General features: G+C 69.9%; 13 protein-coding genes. 6 read left to right on the top strand and 7 right to left on the bottom strand.

Annotation, left to right across the window (positions count from 1 at the left end):
- The first annotated feature begins 480 nt into the window (after positions 1 to 480).
- Complete coding sequence (locus tag ENSA5_RS38420) at positions 481 to 1,107, top strand: DUF4351 domain-containing protein (RefSeq protein ID WP_181198240.1); 627 nt, start codon at positions 481 to 483, stop codon at positions 1,105 to 1,107.
- A gap of 68 nt (positions 1,108 to 1,175) precedes the next feature.
- On the opposite strand, the gene ENSA5_RS28415 is transcribed toward ENSA5_RS38420, so the two are convergent.
- A complete protein-coding gene (locus tag ENSA5_RS28415; RefSeq protein ID WP_106394850.1) occupies positions 1,176 to 2,087 on the bottom strand; it encodes a LysR family transcriptional regulator in 912 nt (303 codons plus the stop codon).
- 102 nt (positions 2,088 to 2,189) lie between these two features.
- On the opposite strand from ENSA5_RS28415, the gene ENSA5_RS28410 reads away from it, so the two are divergent.
- Complete coding sequence (locus ENSA5_RS28410; RefSeq protein WP_106394849.1) at positions 2,190 to 2,741, top strand: carboxymuconolactone decarboxylase family protein; 552 nt, start codon at positions 2,190 to 2,192, stop codon at positions 2,739 to 2,741.
- A gap of 115 nt (positions 2,742 to 2,856) precedes the next feature.
- Here ENSA5_RS28410 and ENSA5_RS28405 read toward each other — a convergent pair whose 3' ends face one another.
- Entirely contained in the window at positions 2,857 to 4,482 is a 1,626-nt protein-coding gene (locus tag ENSA5_RS28405) for a mucoidy inhibitor MuiA family protein (RefSeq protein ID WP_106394848.1), read from the bottom strand.
- Position 4,483: 1 nt separating this feature from the next.
- Positions 4,484 to 6,685 carry a DUF4139 domain-containing protein gene (locus tag ENSA5_RS28400; protein WP_106394847.1) on the bottom strand — a complete coding sequence of 734 codons (2,202 nt, stop codon included), beginning with the start codon at positions 6,683 to 6,685 and terminating at the stop codon, positions 4,484 to 4,486.
- Positions 6,686 to 6,785: 100 nt separating this feature from the next.
- On the opposite strand from ENSA5_RS28400, the gene ENSA5_RS38415 reads away from it, so the two are divergent.
- The 3 genes from ENSA5_RS38415 (at position 6,786) to ENSA5_RS38410 (ending at position 9,602) form a co-directional block, all read left to right on the top strand.
- On the top strand, positions 6,786 to 7,787 hold the full coding sequence (locus ENSA5_RS38415; RefSeq protein ID WP_181198239.1) for a hypothetical protein: 1,002 nt from the start codon (positions 6,786 to 6,788) through the stop codon (positions 7,785 to 7,787).
- A gap of 54 nt (positions 7,788 to 7,841) precedes the next feature.
- The gene (locus ENSA5_RS28380; RefSeq protein ID WP_181198238.1) at positions 7,842 to 8,765 is read left to right on the top strand and encodes a hypothetical protein; all 924 of its coding nucleotides are present in this window, start codon (positions 7,842 to 7,844) and stop codon (positions 8,763 to 8,765) included.
- Between the two features lie 183 nt (positions 8,766 to 8,948).
- Positions 8,949 to 9,602 carry a hypothetical protein gene (locus tag ENSA5_RS38410; protein ID WP_181198237.1) on the top strand — a complete coding sequence of 218 codons (654 nt, stop codon included), beginning with the start codon at positions 8,949 to 8,951 and terminating at the stop codon, positions 9,600 to 9,602.
- Here the strand turns inward: ENSA5_RS38410 and ENSA5_RS28370 are convergent.
- From ENSA5_RS28370 to ENSA5_RS28355, 4 genes are all read right to left on the bottom strand, one after another.
- Positions 9,599 to 10,705: a vWA domain-containing protein gene (locus ENSA5_RS28370; RefSeq protein WP_106394844.1), complete on the bottom strand. Its 1,107-nt coding sequence runs from the start codon at positions 10,703 to 10,705 to the stop codon at positions 9,599 to 9,601. The genes ENSA5_RS38410 and ENSA5_RS28370 overlap by 4 nt on opposite strands.
- Before the next feature lie 152 nt (positions 10,706 to 10,857).
- Positions 10,858 to 12,003, bottom strand: a complete 1,146-nt coding sequence (locus ENSA5_RS28365) for a phosphotransferase family protein (RefSeq protein ID WP_258183038.1) — start codon at positions 12,001 to 12,003, stop codon at positions 10,858 to 10,860.
- The gene (locus ENSA5_RS28360) at positions 12,000 to 13,232 is read right to left on the bottom strand and encodes an acyl-CoA dehydrogenase family protein (RefSeq protein ID WP_106394843.1); all 1,233 of its coding nucleotides are present in this window, start codon (positions 13,230 to 13,232) and stop codon (positions 12,000 to 12,002) included. Before ENSA5_RS28360 ends, ENSA5_RS28365 begins: the two co-directional genes overlap by 4 nt.
- Before the next feature lie 55 nt (positions 13,233 to 13,287).
- Positions 13,288 to 14,007, bottom strand: a complete 720-nt coding sequence (locus tag ENSA5_RS28355; RefSeq protein ID WP_106394842.1) for a histidine phosphatase family protein — start codon at positions 14,005 to 14,007, stop codon at positions 13,288 to 13,290.
- Between the two features lie 62 nt (positions 14,008 to 14,069).
- On the opposite strand from ENSA5_RS28355, the gene ENSA5_RS28350 reads away from it, so the two are divergent.
- The gene (locus tag ENSA5_RS28350; RefSeq protein ID WP_106394841.1) at positions 14,070 to 14,867 is read left to right on the top strand and encodes an SDR family NAD(P)-dependent oxidoreductase; all 798 of its coding nucleotides are present in this window, start codon (positions 14,070 to 14,072) and stop codon (positions 14,865 to 14,867) included.
- The last annotated feature ends 37 nt before the right edge of the window (positions 14,868 to 14,904 follow it).

Genomic DNA, 14,904 nt, shown 5'->3' with positions numbered 1-14,904 from the left:
GCGTCGAAGGTGCTTTTCGTACGGCGATACCCCGAATTCGGACCACCTCCAGCCTTTTTGCGCTCCGCTCTTTGCGGTGGCTGACCCCGCTTTGAAGCGCTGGGCGAGATCCCGCGTGCGGCTCGGGAGCCCGCGTCGTGATGGGTGACTCGGTCCGAGTGACCGGCACCGCTTCGTTCGGGACGCATACGCCGTGAAAACTTCGCTCCGAGGGACCCCGGAGGCCTCTTGCGGGGCCGTCGTGTTGCAACCTGTGGCTCCGCCGCAGTCACGGGAGGGACGAAGCGCCCAGTGGTTCGGGGCGGGGTCAGCCATCGCAAAGAGCAGAGCGCAAAAAAGGCCGCAGGAGGTCCGAGTTCGGAGTATCGCCGTACGAAAAGCACCTTCGACGCGCAGCCGACCGACCTGGTGGTGTTGCACCAAGAGCCTTCTGCACCCCAGATGGAGAGGCGACGCTCCGAACTCGGACCTCCTGCGGCCATGCGCGGGGCCCAACGGCCACGACCCAGCCTCATCAACGCCGCGCTGGTCCCGAACCTCTCCATGCTCGTCCTCGACCTCGCGCATGCCGAGGACGCTGCGCTACGTGACTGGGCGCTCGACGCGTTCCCCAAGCTCGCGCTGGTGTTTCTCCGCGACGGTCGCAACCCCGAGCGCCTGCGGCGAGACTTCGATCAGTGGCGAGACGCGTTTCTCGACGTCCTCCGCGCCCCCAACGGCGCCGACGCCGTCGCGCAGGTCCTGCGCTACGTCGCCCTGGTCACCGGCGACATGCAGTTCCAAGATTTTCGTGAGACCATTCAAGCACAGCTTCCCGAGGTTCGAGAGATCGCCATGACCATCGCTGAGGAACTCCGCCAAGAAGGCCGCCAAGAAGGGCGCCAAGAAGGGCGCCAAGAAGGCCGCCAAGAAGGCCGCCAAGAAGGTCGCCAAGAAGGTCGCCAGGCCGAGCGTGCCGAGCTGCTCGTCAAGCAGCTCACCTTGAAGTTCGGCGACCTTCCACCGGGTATCGTCACCCGGATCCAGGCCACGGCGTACGACCAGCTCGAGGGGTTCATCGGTCGGGTCCTGACCGCCGCGTCGCTCGAACAGATCTTCGACGACTGAAGTCGGCAAGCTCGAGAGGTGCTAGCAATCCTCGTCGGCCGTCTCCGCGCCAGCATCACCAGCAACGATCAGGCGGCATCGTGCGACCGGAGCGCCCGCTCGATCCGGGGCCCGGCGAAATCGAGAAACGCGCGGAGCTTCTGCGGCAGGAGCTCGCGCGGGGTGTAGATCAGGCTCACCGGCCAGGGCTCGGGCTCGTGTTCGGTGAGCACCCGGCAGAGCCGCCCGGAGTGGATGGCGTCCGCCACTTGGTAGGACAGCACTCGCGTGAGGCCCAGCCCGGCCTCTGCCGCATCGATCGCCGCCTCCGCGGTGTTGGTCACTAGCCGGGAGCGCACCGGTATGGAGGTCTCGCTTCGCCCGTGGCCAAACCGCCAGCGCGTGGCGGACATCAGGTTGCCGAAGGTGACGCAATCGTGCGTGGTGATGTCCTCGGGTTTGTGCGGAGTGCCGCGCGCCGCGAGATAGTCCGGGCTCGCGCAGACCATGCGCGTGACCGAGCCCAGCCGCCGGGCGATGAGATTGCTGTCGGGCAGGGATCCGATGCGCAGCGCCAGATCGACCCGCTCCTCGTGAAGGTTCACCGCCCGGTCGCTCTGCTCCAGCCGCACCGTCACCTCCGGATAGTCGCGAAGAAACGCCGTCACTACCGGCAGCACGTGCAGACGCCCGAAGACAATGGGCGCGGTGATCGTGAGCGTGCCCCGCGGCGCGCTGAATTCGCCCCGCGCCGCCCGTTCCGCCTCCGCCACATCCTCCAGGATCCGCCGCGCCGCGAGCAAATAGGCCGCGCCTGCATCCGTTGGCCGCAGCCCGCGGGCCGAACGCAGGAGGAGCTGCGTGGAGAGCAAGGCCTCCAGATCGGCCACCTTGCGACTCACGGTGGCGAGCGGCAGCCGCAGCGCCCGCGCGCCCGCCGAGAGCGAGCCCGCATCGACGACGGCAGCAAGGATCGACATGGCCTCGAAGCGATCGGTCATGTCCTCTCGATATCCGGAAGGCTCACTCCTGAAAAGGCCATCTGCCGCGAGAATCCGAGACGCCATACCTTGGCCCTGCAACCGCAACCCAAGGAGAAACCCATGTCCCGTATCGCCATCCCCACAACGATCGAAGCCGCCCCGGCGGCATCCCAGACCGCGCTCCGCGAGGTCGAGAAGCAGCTCGGATCTGCCCCGAACCTGTTCCGTCTGGCTGCGCAGAGCCCGGCCGCGCTCGAGGGCTACCTCGGCATCTTCGGCGCGCTCGGCAAGGGCCAGCTCCCCGCGCCGACCCGCGAACGCATCGCGCTCGCCATCGCCGAATACAACGGCTGCGACTACTGCCTGGCAGCTCACACCTATCTCGGCACCAAGCTCGCCAAGCTCTCGGCCGAGGAGATCGCCGCCAACCGTGAAGGCCGCTCCACCGATGCCAAGGCCGATGCCGCCGTCCGCTTCGCCGTCGCGGTGGCCACGGCTCGCGGCCATGCCTCGGACGCCGATCTCGCCGCCGTGCGTGCCGCCGGCTACGACGACGCCCAGATCATCGAGATCGTCCAGCATGTCGCGCTCAACGTCTGGACCAACTACCTCAATTCGGTGGCCGAGACCGAGATCGACTTCCCTGTGGTGACGACCGCCAAGGCGAGCTGATCGCCCTCAATCGCGGTGGCCCGCCCGGGCCACCGCCCCTTGTCATCTGCCAAGGAGCACGCTCCCGATGTCCGGCTCGACGTCTCGCCCCGTGGCGTCGCCCAGGGGACTGTGGTCACAGGCCGACGACATCGTCGTGGACGAGCATCGTCCAGTTCAGCTCGAGCTCCTCGCGCCCGAAGCCCGGCAGCTCCAGCGCCCAGGTCACGAAGCCGTCGTCGTCGGCCTCGACCCCGTGGCTGGCCTCGCCGACCTCGACCTCGACCTTCTCGATCTCGGACACGGCGACGCGCTCCTTGACCTCGATCGACTTGGCCGCGGGTGACAGGTTGCTGAGCTTGACGGTCACGCGCCTCGGCTTGCGCGTCCACGAGCTCATCATGCGGCGCTCGTGCTCGAGCTCCTCGACTTCGCGGTGGACCCGGAGGCTGGAGTCGGGCCCCCAGCCGAGCTCGAAGCGCTCGCCGGGGGCGATGTAGAGCAGAGAGGTTCGGCCGACGAGGCCGCTGTTGCGGACGAGGTCGACGGGGCCGGCGAGCAGCGGGTGGTCGGCGGCGTTTGATTGGCGGCTGCGGAGGATGACCGAGGCGGCGAGCTCCGCGGCGCAGACCAGGGCGGTCTCGGCCGGGGCCTCGAAGTCGAAGATCGGCACCCGGTAGGGCCGCCCGTCGGCGGGGATCGTGGCCTTGGTCCGGCCGCGGAGCTCGATCGCCTCGCCGCCGTCGTCGATGCCCGGGAGCTCGGACTCGGCGACCTCTCGCCTGGCGCCGTCTGCCTCGCCGCCGAGGCCGGCGGTGTGGATCTTCTGATCGCGGGCCTCGACCTCGACGGTGCTGGTCTTCTTGCGCACGCGCAGGGTGTCGGTTGCGAGGGGCGGCGGCGTGACCCCGAGTGAGGGCCGCTCGGTCGAGAAGATCAGCTGGACGTCGGTCCAATCCTCGCCGCTGGCTTGCCACACGGCGCCCTCGCAGCTGAACTCGACCCGGGCGGCTTGGCCCTCGGTCTCGACCAGGCGCGCGCGATGCCAGGGCCGCCACAGCGCCCCGGGCACCAGGTAGTCGACGCTGAGCTCGAGCTCGCGGGCGCTCGCGCCGGGGTTGTTGAACTCGAGGGTGAGCTCGGCCCTGGCCTCGCTGCCGAGCGAGGTGCTGGCGGCCTCGAGCGCGGCGAGATCGTCGAGCTCGCGCTGAAGCGCGCGCTTGTGGTGCTCGAGCCGGGTAGCCTCGTGCCCGAGCTCGCGCAGCTTGGCCTCGAGCTGGTCGAGCTGCTCGGCCCAGCGAGGGCGATCCTGGCGGCCCCAGCCGACGTCCTCGTTGATCTCGGCCAGGGTCAGGGCGAGCAGCGACTCGGTCGAGGCGTGCTCGGCCGCGATCCGCTCGAGCTGCCCGGTCGCGCTCGCGAGGGCCTGGGCCTTGGTCCGGCGGGTGGCCTGGAGCTCGGCGAGGTCGACCGGGCGGTCTTCCTCGCGGGTCACGCGGCGGCGCGCGACCGCCACGCTGCGGACGCGCAGATCTTCGGGCAGCTCGCCCTCGGCGCCAGCTGGAAGCGCGAGCGAGGCCGACAGGGTCTTGTCGACGAGGACCGGGGCGACCTTGGTCAGGACCAGGCGCGAGCGCCCGGGCGGCACAGTGAGGGCGCCGCGGCGGACGACCAGCGCGCGATCTTCGAGGAGCGTGACCTCGGCGACGGGGACCTCGGCCACGAGCGCTTGGACGGCGTCGACATCGAGTGGAGCGGCCATCTCAGCTCTCCCTCCGGTTGCCGCCGACGAGCTCGTGGTTGGTCGGGATCGTCACGACCCAGGTCGCCGAGAGCGCGCGCTCGCCCTTGGCGGGGACCTCGACCTTCCATACGCGACCGCCGTCGAGGGGGTGGTCGGGGTCTTTGGGGTCGTAGTCGTCCCACGCGGGCGTGACGTCCTCGACCGCGACCGTGATGTCGTCGGCCTGGGCCTCGGCGGCGATCGGGACGCGCTCGCGGATCTCGACGAGGGCCGGGCTGCGCAGGTGGTTGTGGACCTCGAGGGTGAGGGTGTGGCTCAGGCCGAGGTGGCGCTTGAACATGCCGGAGCTGTCTTCGGTGAAGCTGACGTTGCGGGCGATCTTGATCCCTTGCTCGACGCCGAGGCCGAGCTCGATGCGGCCGTCGATCGGCGTGAGCTCGACGGCCGAGCTCAGCGCGAACTTGCCGGCGACGTAGACATCGGCGGGCCCGGGCAGGAGCGGCGCGGCGAGGGGGTTGCGGAGCGAGACGATCCGGAACACGTCCTGGGTCTCGCGCGGGACGCTGACGTAGCGCGGGGTCGCCTCGGCTTCGCGGAGGTCGATCGGCAGCGAGGTGAAGGCCCCGGTGCTGGCCAGGTCGACCGGGGCCTCGGCGACGTAGGCGTAGTCGAAGCCGGCCTCGCTGTGCGGCCAGCGGTAGCCCTCGGGCGGGCGCTCGGTCTCGAGCAGCCGGGCCCACTCGAGCGCCTCGCAGATCTGATCGATCGCCGCGTCGACGCGCACGCCCTCGCCGCTGAGCTGCTGGTACTGCGTGCGCGTGTCGATCCGGCGCAGGGCTCCGCGGCGGGGGCTCGACGCGAACAGCAGGCGCAGGCGGCCGTAGTCGAGCAGATCGCGGCCGGCGACGAGCTCGGGCTCGGGCTCAAACGCCGACGCCATCGCGCCGCCGCTCCCGAAGCCCTGCATCGCGGTGTCCTCGGCGGAGAAGGCCGAGGTGATGCCGTCGATCGCGTCGCCGACGAGGCTCCCGATGCCCCCGGAGCGCTTGGCCGACTTGGATTTGGCCAGGCTCACGGGCATCATCGGCGCGGGTTGGGGCGCGGCGCTCGGTGGTGACGGTGGCATGACAGCGGAGCCGCGGTAGGCGTCTTCGTCATCTTCATCGGGGAGCTCGGGGATGTCGGTGATCTCGGTGAGCTCGGGCTCGGCTCGCGGCGTGGGCGTGGGCGTGGGCGTGGGCTCAGGCTCGGGCTCGGGGCTCCCGAGGCTGCGGTCGTAGTCGGCGTAGAGCTCGTCGGCGCCGAGCGGTGGCGGTCGCCAGCCGGTCTTGGCCGGCGGCGGCTGGCGCCGCCCGATCCGGCGCGACTCGAGCTCGGGCAGCTCGGTCCACTGCTGCGGGCTCGCGGTCGAGAGGGTCAGCGCGACGTCGCTCCAGTCCTCGCCCGTCGACTGCCCGACCATCGCGCGCAGCTCGAGGGTCGCCGCGCGCATGGCCGCGTCGAGGCGCAGGGTGTAGGCCGGGGCCCAGCGCGCGCCGGCCACGAAGTAGCGCAGCTTGACACGCACGCGCTCGACCAGCCCCGCGCCTTGTTCGGACGGTGGACCGAGCTCGAGGAGCGCGGCCTTGCGCAGCTCGTGGGTTCGGGCGTTGCGCTCCGACGAGGCGACGCGTTCACGCTCGCGCAGGGTCTCGAGCTGCTCTTTCGCCTCACGCACGCGCTCGTCCGCGGCCTCGATGCTCCGCGCGAGCTGCTCGGCGCGCTCGCGGCGAAACTCGAGCAGCTCCATGCGCGCGGCCGTGGGCGAGGGCGGGGGCGGCTTGCCCTCCTCGGCCTGCCCGCGCGCGACCGGTTGCAATCCCGCGAGCCGGGCCTTGGCCCGGCCGTGCTGACGGGCCGTCTCGACCGCGAGCTCGAGCTCGAGCCGGGCGCGCTCGAGCTCGTCGTTGGTTGGGGGTCGAAGCGCGGGGTCGTGACCGGGCGCCGAGACGGTCACCCGCAGATCCCCGGCGATCGGTGCGGCGCGGCCGGCCGGATCCGTGGCCTCGAGCTCGACGCTGACGGAGCTGTCGTCGAGGGTCAGGGGCAGGCCGACGAGCTGGATCCGGGCGGGGAAGGCCGGGCCCTCGCGGACGAGTTCGACCACGCGCGTGACCGTGGCGCCGCGGCGGTAGATCGTCACGGCGCGAACGCGGGAGCTGAGCTTGATCGGGCTGTCCATGTTCGGTGCCCGTGATTATTACAGCGCGCCTCGGGGATCACACAAGCTTTCGAGCGAGCTTTGGTGATCTTCAGGGCGCGATCTGGCGTATCGTCTGGTCATGTACCGTGCACACACCTTAATTTGTAGTCTCGTCTTGACCACCTTTGGCTGCAGCGATGATACGGCCAGCTCCTCGACAAATGGGACGGAGGGAGACGGCGACGCCAGCTCGGAAACTGGGGATGGGGATGGCCCTGGTGATGGAGATGGGGATCCGAGCACCGGCGACGGCGATGGAGATCCGAGCACTGGCGACGGCGACGGCGATCCAGGCACGGGAGACGGCGACGGCGATGGCGACGGCGACGGCGGCTGCTTCGAGGCAGAGCTGCTGTGGTTCGAGGACTTCGAGTCCGGCACCTACGACGCGTGGACCGGCGGCTACGACCCGGAGTGGAGCGGCTGCACCACCAACGGGTTCTCCAGCGAGTACGCGGTCTCGGGTACCCAGTCGCACTGGTCGGCGATCAGCTGCGGCTCCGGCAACTCACACCGCGGCTACGGCGGCGTGCAGTTCGACGGCGACACCCCGCTGCCGGCCTACACCAACGTCGGCGTCGGGACCGACGCGCCCTACGGGATCGTCAACACCTATTGGAGCCGGCTCTCGGTCCCCTACACCTTCGGGAACGGGCGGTGGTTCTCGTATTGGACGATCAATTCGGACTGCGGCTGGAACGAGGACGTGATCACGCTCGGGCTCGAAGAGCCCAGCCACCGCCTGACCCCGGCGCACATCGTCAACACCGGCGGGACCGTGACCTTCGAGCCCGACGCGCCCACGGTCGCCCTCGACACCTGGATGCGCACGACGATCTACATCAACCTCGTCGACGAGACGATCCACATCTGGCACGACGGTCAGAAGCTGCTCTCGGGCGAAGTCGCGCGGCCGACCAGTGACGTGTGCCAGTGGCATTGGGGGGCCTACGCCAGCGGCGACAACGACGACGTGCAGCTGTGGGAAGACGACATTTCGATCTGGAAGCTGCAGGCGCCGTGGCCCGACTTCGCGGTCGAGCCCTACTTCGGTGAGACGATCGAGGTCTGCGACGGGTGAGAGCGTCACGCACCGATTCCACGGTGATGTGGCATCGGCTATCCTATCGTCTCAATGACGAAGCATGACTTTCGCGTGGTCTCGCTCGGCGTCGCCGGGTTCTTGTTCACACTCTCCGCCGGGTGCACCGATGACGGCGTCGCAGATGGCAGCGATGGCGAGTCGGCGACCGACACGAGCACCGGCGATGGGGACGGAGATGGGGACGGCAGCGAGACCACCGGCGGCAGCATGGAGATGGGCGACGGCGACGGCGACGGGGACGGAGACGGCGACGGCGACGGAGACGGAGACCCCAACCAGGATCCCCCCTGGCTGCTCCACGTCCGCAACGACACCGAGAAGCTGGTCAAGATTGATACCGAGACCGGGGTCGAGACCGAGATCTGCGACTTCGGCGGCAACGCCAATTACCCGTCGATCACCTTCGGCATCGGCGGCGAGCTGTTCGGCTCACGCGGGGGGCAGGAGCTCGACGCGATCGATCCGTGCACCTGCGAGACCACGCCGATCGGCAACATGGGCTACACGGGCGTCAACGGCATCACCGCCAACGGGCTCGAGGTCCTGCGCCTGTTCGGCATCTCGATCAGCTCCGACGTGCTCCTCAACATCGACACCGAGTCCGCGATGGCGCTCGAGGTCGGCGATGGGCTCGGCATCGACATCGGCAACAGCGGCTCGACCTGGTCGAGCGACATCCAGGGCCTGTTCACGATCAACGCCGGCGACGACAGGCTCTACCAGGTCGACCCGGTCACCGGCGTGGCGATGGAGGTCGTCGACCTCGACGTCGACTTCGGGACCGTCGGCATTGAGTGGCATCCCGACAACGGTGTGCTCTACGCATGCACCAACGGGCATCTCTACTCGGTCGACACCGAGACCGGCGTGACCGAGGAGATCGGCGACATGGGCCATAGCTGCAACAACCTGGCGGCGCCGTGGACGCCTGTCGCCTGCATCGACGATCTCTGAGGGGCAATTTTGGCCCAGCACGAGCCCGAGCTCAATTAATTTTTCCACCCGAGGGGTGGCCTTGTATGCCCATGGTTACGAGGGGCCGCCTTGCTAGCGGCGGTCTCACCGCGACCAATGAAGAACAGCAATATTAAGAATATCAGCCTTCTCGCTGCCCAGTCCGCGCTTGTCGTCCTGCTATTGGGCGGGTGCGGAGACGACGGAACTGCGGAGGTCGGGACGGAGACCGAGACTGCCGGTGATGGAGACGGGGACGGCGACGGCGACGGGGATGGCGACGGAGACGGAGACGGCGACGGCGACGGGGATCCCGGAGATGGCGACGGGGACGGCGATGGCGATGGCGACGGGGACGGCGACGGCGATGGAGACGGGGACGGAGACGGCGATGGAGATGGAGACGGGGATGGAGACGGCGACGGAGACGGCGACGGCGACGGCGACGGGGACGGCGACGGCGACGGCGACGGCGACGAGGTCATCCCGATGGTCGGGGACGCCTGCGACCCCGACATGACCGACTACGCGTGCGTCCCCGCCCTCGACGGCGAGGCCGGGACGCCGCTGCTCTGCAATCAGCTGTCCAGTCAGCTCGAGGAGACCGGGCTGTTCGGCTTCTCCTGCGCGGGCGAGTGTGGCGGACTCGGGGCCGAGGCCTGCGGTGGCGTCAACACCCCCGCCGTTTGCCTGTGCACGACCAACGACCTTTGCGAGGGCGCCGAGCTCGGCTGCACGGGACCCAACGAGGTCTCCTTGTGCTTCGAGGGCCAGGTCGTGGTCGGCGACTGCAACAACTGCTCAGAGACCCCGATGGGCTACTTCAACTGCGACTAAGGCAGGTCGCAGCTGCAGGCCATCTCGATCGACGAGGTCCCAGTCTGCAGCGCATCGCAGGCGCCGCCGAGCAGCTCGACCTCGTTCGGGTTGTTGAGCTGCCAACCGTCGGGGTCACCGAGGGCGACGGGCTCGCCGTTGACCTCGACGGTGCAGCTCGCCGCGTCCTCGGGCGCCAGCGGCGTCATCAGGTCGAGCTGGCACGAGCGCACGCCCGCGATGATCTCCTCGAAGGCGCCGACCAGCGCGGCCTGATCCAGGGCCTGGTAGAAGGTCGCGTCTGGGTCGCCCGGCTGGACGCCCTGGCCGGCGTTGGCCATGTCTTGGAGGTGGGCGTCGCTGACGTCGTCGCCGACGCTGATGATGAAGGTCTCGATGCCCGCGGAGAAGGCCCCCTCGGCGGCGGCGACGGCCTCGGGCTGGCCGTTGGACGGGTTGGGCTCGTCGCAGGTGTCGGGCTCGCCGTCGGTTGCGAGCACGATGTATTTGCGCCCGGGGACGTCGAGGGCGTCGAGCTTCTGCCACACGACATCGAGGCTCTCGCCGGTCGGGGTGTCCTGGGCCGGCGCGGCCATGCTCAGCGTCGACTCGATCGTCGGGAAGTTGTCGAGGGCCGGATCGACCTCGATCAGCATCGGGCACACGCCGCCCATCGTGTTGCCATCGACGGAGGTGTAGAGGGTCAGGCCGAGGCGAATGCTGGCGGCGAATTGGGGCACGATCCCCGCGTCCGGATCGATCAACACGTCGGTGATCACGTTCCACCGGGTGTCGCCGCCGAAGTCCTCGGTCATGCTGCCGGACTGATCCACGAGCAGCACCATCGTGGGCGTCTTCGGGATCAAGATCAGGTCGAGCAGGGGGCAGCCCTCGGTGTCGCCAGCCTCGTTGTTGGTCGTGTCGGCGGTGTCGCCGTCGCCCGCGAGGGTGTCGCCAGCGGTCGCGGCCTCGGTCTCGGCCTCGGGGCAATACTGTTGGCCGAGGCCGTCGTCGATGCAGGGCTCGGCGCAGGCCGGCAAGGTCGTCGCCCACGCGATCAAGGGCAGCGCGAGGCCGGGCAGCAGCAGCCACCGGCCCGAGGGGCGAGCGCGAGTCGAGTCCATGGCCCATGGTACGACGACCGACGCCCGGCGGTCGCGGTGAAGCGGCCCCGGTCCCACCCTGCGCTCGGCCCGGTCGAACAAGGTGTAACAGGCCCGACCCTTTTGGCGCCCCGACACACAGTGAAGGGGTCCTGACCGGGTTTGACGGCCGGTCAGCCCTGCTCGATCGCCTCGGCCGCGACCTCGGCCAGCATGGTCACGAAGTAGCCGAGCGCGGCGAAGCGCGGATCTTGGGTCGAGCCCTTGCGGTAGCGCGCGTAGATCTGCTGGACGATCGCGGCGATCTTGAACAGGCCGAACACCCGGTAGTAGACGCCGCTCGACAGCTCGATGCCGCTGCGCTCCTGGTAGCGCTCGATCAGCTCGGCGCGCGTGAGGCTGCCGGGCAGGTTGGTCGGGCCGAAGGCCAGGCCCTGGAGGCGCGGGTCGTCGCCGGCCTCGACCCAGTAGCCGAGGGTCGTGCCGAGGTCCATGCGCGGGCTGCCGATCGTCGCCATCTCCCAGTCGAGCACGGCGTTGATGCGCACGGGCGCCTCGCGCTGCGTGCCGGCCTCGGGCTCGGCCTCGGGCTCGGCCTCGGGCAGGGCGAGCAAGACGTTGTCGTACTTGTAGTCGTTGTGGATCAGCGCCGGGTCGGCGTCGGCGTCGGCGGGCAGGGTCTCGGCCAACCACTTGGCGACGGCGTCGAGCTTGGGGACCTCGTCGGTCTTGGCCCGGTCCCAGCGCCGCGTCCAGCCCTCGACCTGGCGCCGCGCGTAGCCCTCGGGCCGGCCAAAGTCGCCGAGGCCGATGCCCCGCCAGTCGATCGCGTGGAGCTCGGCGAGGCCGTCGATCAGCGCGAGCGAGAGCGCCCGGGCCGTGGGCTCGTCGATCGTCATGCCGCGCGGGGGCTTGCGCCGGATGATGATCCCGCGGCGCCGCTCCATCAGATAAAAGGGCGCCCCGAGCACGGCCTCGTCCTCGCAGGAGGCCAGGGGCTTGGGCGCGAGGGCGTAGACCGGCGCGAGCTTGGACAGCACGCTGTACTCGCGGCTCATGTCGTGGCCGGTCTTGACGGTGTTGCCGAAGGGCGGGCGCCGGAGCACGACCTCGGTCTCGCCGAGGCGCAGCATGTAGGTCAGGTTGGAGTAGCCGCTCGGGAATTGAAGGATCTCGACGCTCGCCGCGGCGTCGTCGAGGAGCCTGGTCTCGGTCCGCAGCCAGGCCGCGAGCGCGTCGAGGTCGAGCTCCTCGCCCTCGCGCACGCGCCTTGGCCGATCGAGGAGGCCGTCGGTCAGGGTCATCTCGGCGTCGTTCACTTGGCGGCTCCTGGCGCGGGCCGGCGGCGGACGTCGAGGCCGTGGCGTTTGAGCAGCTCGCGGGCGACGACCGACTTGTGGACCTCATCGGGCCCGTCGTAGATCTGCGCGCCGCGCTCGTGGCGGTAGAAGAAGCTCAGGACCGTGTCGTCGGTGATGCCGAGGGCCCCGTGGGTCTGGATCGCCCGCTCGAGCACGTTGCGCAGGACCTTGGCCACGTGGAACTTGATCGCCGAGACCTCGACCCGGGCCTCGCGCTGGCCGACCGCGTCGATCCGCCAGGCCGCGTGGAGGACCGCGAGGCGGGCCGAGTCGATCTCGGCCCGGCTCTCGGCGATCCAGTTTTGGATCGTCTGCTTCTCGCCGAGCATCTTGCCGGGCGAGAGCTCGCGGGTCGCGGCGCGCTCGCACATCATGTCGAAGGCCCGCTCGCAGATGCCGATCCAGCGCATGCAGTGGTGGATGCGCCCGGGCCCGAGTCGGGCCTGGGCGATCAGGAAGCCGGCGCCGGGCAGCCCGAGCATGCTCGACGCCGGGACCCGGCAGCCCTCGAAGCGGACCTCGGCGTGGCTGGCCCAGCCGCTGCCCGGGTCGCCCATGACCGAGATGTTGCGGACCAGCGAGTAGCCGGGCGTGTCGGTCGGGACCACGAACATGCTCGCGCGCTTGTGCGGCGCGCCCTCGGGCTCGGTCACGGCCATCACGATCGCGAACGCGGCCCCGTCGGCGCCGCTCGTGAACCACTTGTGGCCGTCGATCACGAACTCGTCGCCGTCGCGGGTCGCCTTGGTCTCGAGCCACACGGGGTTGCTGCCGGCCCGGCCGGGCTCGGTCATCGCAAAGCACGAGCGGATCTCGCCGGCGAGCAGCGGGTCCAAGAAGCGCTCGCGCTGGGCTCGGCTCGCGTACTCGGCCAAGACCTCCATGTTGCCGGCGTCGGGAGCCTGGCAGTTGAGCGCGTAGTTCCCGATCGGGCTGCGGCCGAGGATCTCGCTGACGAGGCCGTGCTCGAGCAGGCTCAGGCCCATGCCGCCGTGGCGCTTGGCCATCTGCGGCAGCCACAGCCCGCGGGCCCTGGCCTCGGCCCGGACCTCGCGCATCGCGGCCTCGACCGGGGCGAAGTCGTCGGCGCCGCGGAAGCTGGCCTCGACCGGGATCACCCGCTCGTCGAGGAACGCGCGGATCTCATTGAGGGTCGCTTGAAAGGGCTCGGGAACCGAGAAGTCCATCACCCGCGACTATCGCAAATTGTCCACGGGAAGATGAGCCCCCTTGGCGGCGCCGTCAGCGGTGCGTCCACTGCGTGCGCGGGAGATGGGCGACCTCGTTGAAGCCGTCGAGGGTCAGGCGCTCGCCGCTGTAGAGCACCCGGGTGATCGCCGTGTTGTACAGGCGCCAGGCCTGCTCGAAGGCCCGCTCGGGCGGGACGGCGAGGACCTCGTGAAGCACGACCGCGGTCGGGCCGACCGAGCTGAACACCGCGACCTCGCCCCGGGCGCGCTCGCGGACCTCGGCGAAGGCAGCCCGGACCCGGTGATGAAAGGCCGCCCAGGTCTCGACGCCGTCGAGCTCGAGCTCGGCGCGGAGCCAGCGACGCATGATCGCCTCGTACAGCAGCTGCCAGGACCGCGAGCGCTGGCGCGGGTCGAGGCTCGTGTCCGCGGCCTCGCGCGCGAGCTTGGCGAATTTTGGATGGGCCGAGAGTCCGCCCTCGCCCTCGCCGAGCTGCGCGAGCGAGGCGAGGACCATGGCCTCGCCGTCGTGCTCGTCGAAGCCCTCGATCACGACCGCGTCGGGGAAGCCGGCCAGCGCCGCCGTGTCGACGTGACGCCGGGCCGGCCCGCAGAACACCGCGTCGAAGCTCGGTCGACCAGCCTCGGCGAGGCGCCGCCCGAGCGCTTCACCGAGTGTCCGGGCTTGCTCGCGCCCGCGCTCGGACAGCTCGTCGTAGTTCGCGGCGAACATCGAGGCCTGGGCGTGGCGGATCACGTGGAGCGTGCTCACCGAGGGACTGTAGCCGATCTGCGCGGCTAGACGCCGCGCCTGTGGCCGTCTAAAACCCGGCCATGAGCGAGTCCACGCCCACGACCAAGTTTGATCTCAGCGCCAAGGTAGCGATCGTGACCGGCGGCTCGCGGGGCATCGGCCAGGCCGCGGCCACGGCCCTCGCGAGCGCGGGCGCCAAGGTCGTGATCGCCTCGCGCAAGCCCGAGCCCCTCGAGCAGGCGGCGGCGCAGATCCGCGAGCACACGGGCGCCGAGGTCCTCGCGGTCCCCGCTCACACGGGCGACGACGAGGCCGTCGAGCGCGTGGTCGAGCGGGCCGTGGCCGAGTTCGGCGGCGTCGACATCCTCGTCAACAACGCCGCGACCAACCCCCACTTTGGCCCGATCCTGAGCTCGACCGACAGCCACTGGGACAAGACCTGGGAGGTCAACGTCAAGGGCTACTTCCGCATGGCGCGGGCCTGCGTTCCGCAGATGAGCGCGCGCGGTGGCGGGCGGATCATCAACCTGGCCTCGGTCGCCGGGCGCCGGGTCCAGCCGGGCATGGGCATCTACTGCGTGTCCAAGGCCGCGGTCGTGATGTTGACCCAGGTCCTCGCGGTCGAGCTCGCGGATCAGAAGATCAACGTCAACGCGCTGACCCCCGGCTTCGTCAAGACCAAGTTCTCGAGCGCGATCTGGGCCAACGAGGCGATCTCCGAGGCCGTGATGAAAGCGATCCCCCAGCACCGCATGGCCGCGCCCGAGGAGATCGCCAACCTGATCCTGTTTTTGGCCTCGGACGAGAGCAGCTTCGTGACCGGCTCGATCATCGACATCGACGGCGGCCAGCTCGCGGCCTCGGGCGTGAACTTGTAGGCGTCGACGACCGCGTCGGGCTCGGCAGCGCGCAGCA

It is taken from the genome of Enhygromyxa salina, assembly GCF_002994615.1.
GTDB classification, from domain to species: Bacteria; Myxococcota_A; Polyangia; order Nannocystales; family Nannocystaceae; genus Plesiocystis; species Plesiocystis salina_A.
The sequence above is the reverse complement of the archived record's forward strand: the minus strand, read 5'-3'. Positions and strand labels throughout refer to the sequence as shown.

Excerpts from the sequence above, each read along its gene's own strand:
- ENSA5_RS28350 (WP_106394841.1), top strand. The coding sequence starts at position 14,070 with ATGAGCGAGTCCACGCCCACGACCAAGTTTGATCTCAGCGCCAAGGTA.
- ENSA5_RS28405 (WP_106394848.1), bottom strand. The coding sequence starts at position 4,482 with ATGGCCGCTCCACTCGATGTCGACGCCGTCCAAGCGCTCGTGGCCGAG.
- ENSA5_RS38415 (WP_181198239.1), top strand. The coding sequence starts at position 6,786 with ATGTACCGTGCACACACCTTAATTTGTAGTCTCGTCTTGACCACCTTT.
- ENSA5_RS28370 (WP_106394844.1), bottom strand. The coding sequence starts at position 10,705 with ATGGACTCGACTCGCGCTCGCCCCTCGGGCCGGTGGCTGCTGCTGCCC.
- ENSA5_RS28360 (WP_106394843.1), bottom strand. The coding sequence starts at position 13,232 with ATGGACTTCTCGGTTCCCGAGCCCTTTCAAGCGACCCTCAATGAGATC.
- ENSA5_RS28380 (WP_181198238.1), top strand. The coding sequence starts at position 7,842 with ATGACGAAGCATGACTTTCGCGTGGTCTCGCTCGGCGTCGCCGGGTTC.
- ENSA5_RS28400 (WP_106394847.1), bottom strand. The coding sequence starts at position 6,685 with ATGGACAGCCCGATCAAGCTCAGCTCCCGCGTTCGCGCCGTGACGATC.
- ENSA5_RS28410 (WP_106394849.1), top strand. The coding sequence starts at position 2,190 with ATGTCCCGTATCGCCATCCCCACAACGATCGAAGCCGCCCCGGCGGCA.
- ENSA5_RS38420 (WP_181198240.1), top strand. The coding sequence starts at position 481 with ATGCGCGGGGCCCAACGGCCACGACCCAGCCTCATCAACGCCGCGCTG.
- ENSA5_RS28415 (WP_106394850.1), bottom strand. The coding sequence starts at position 2,087 with ATGACCGATCGCTTCGAGGCCATGTCGATCCTTGCTGCCGTCGTCGAT.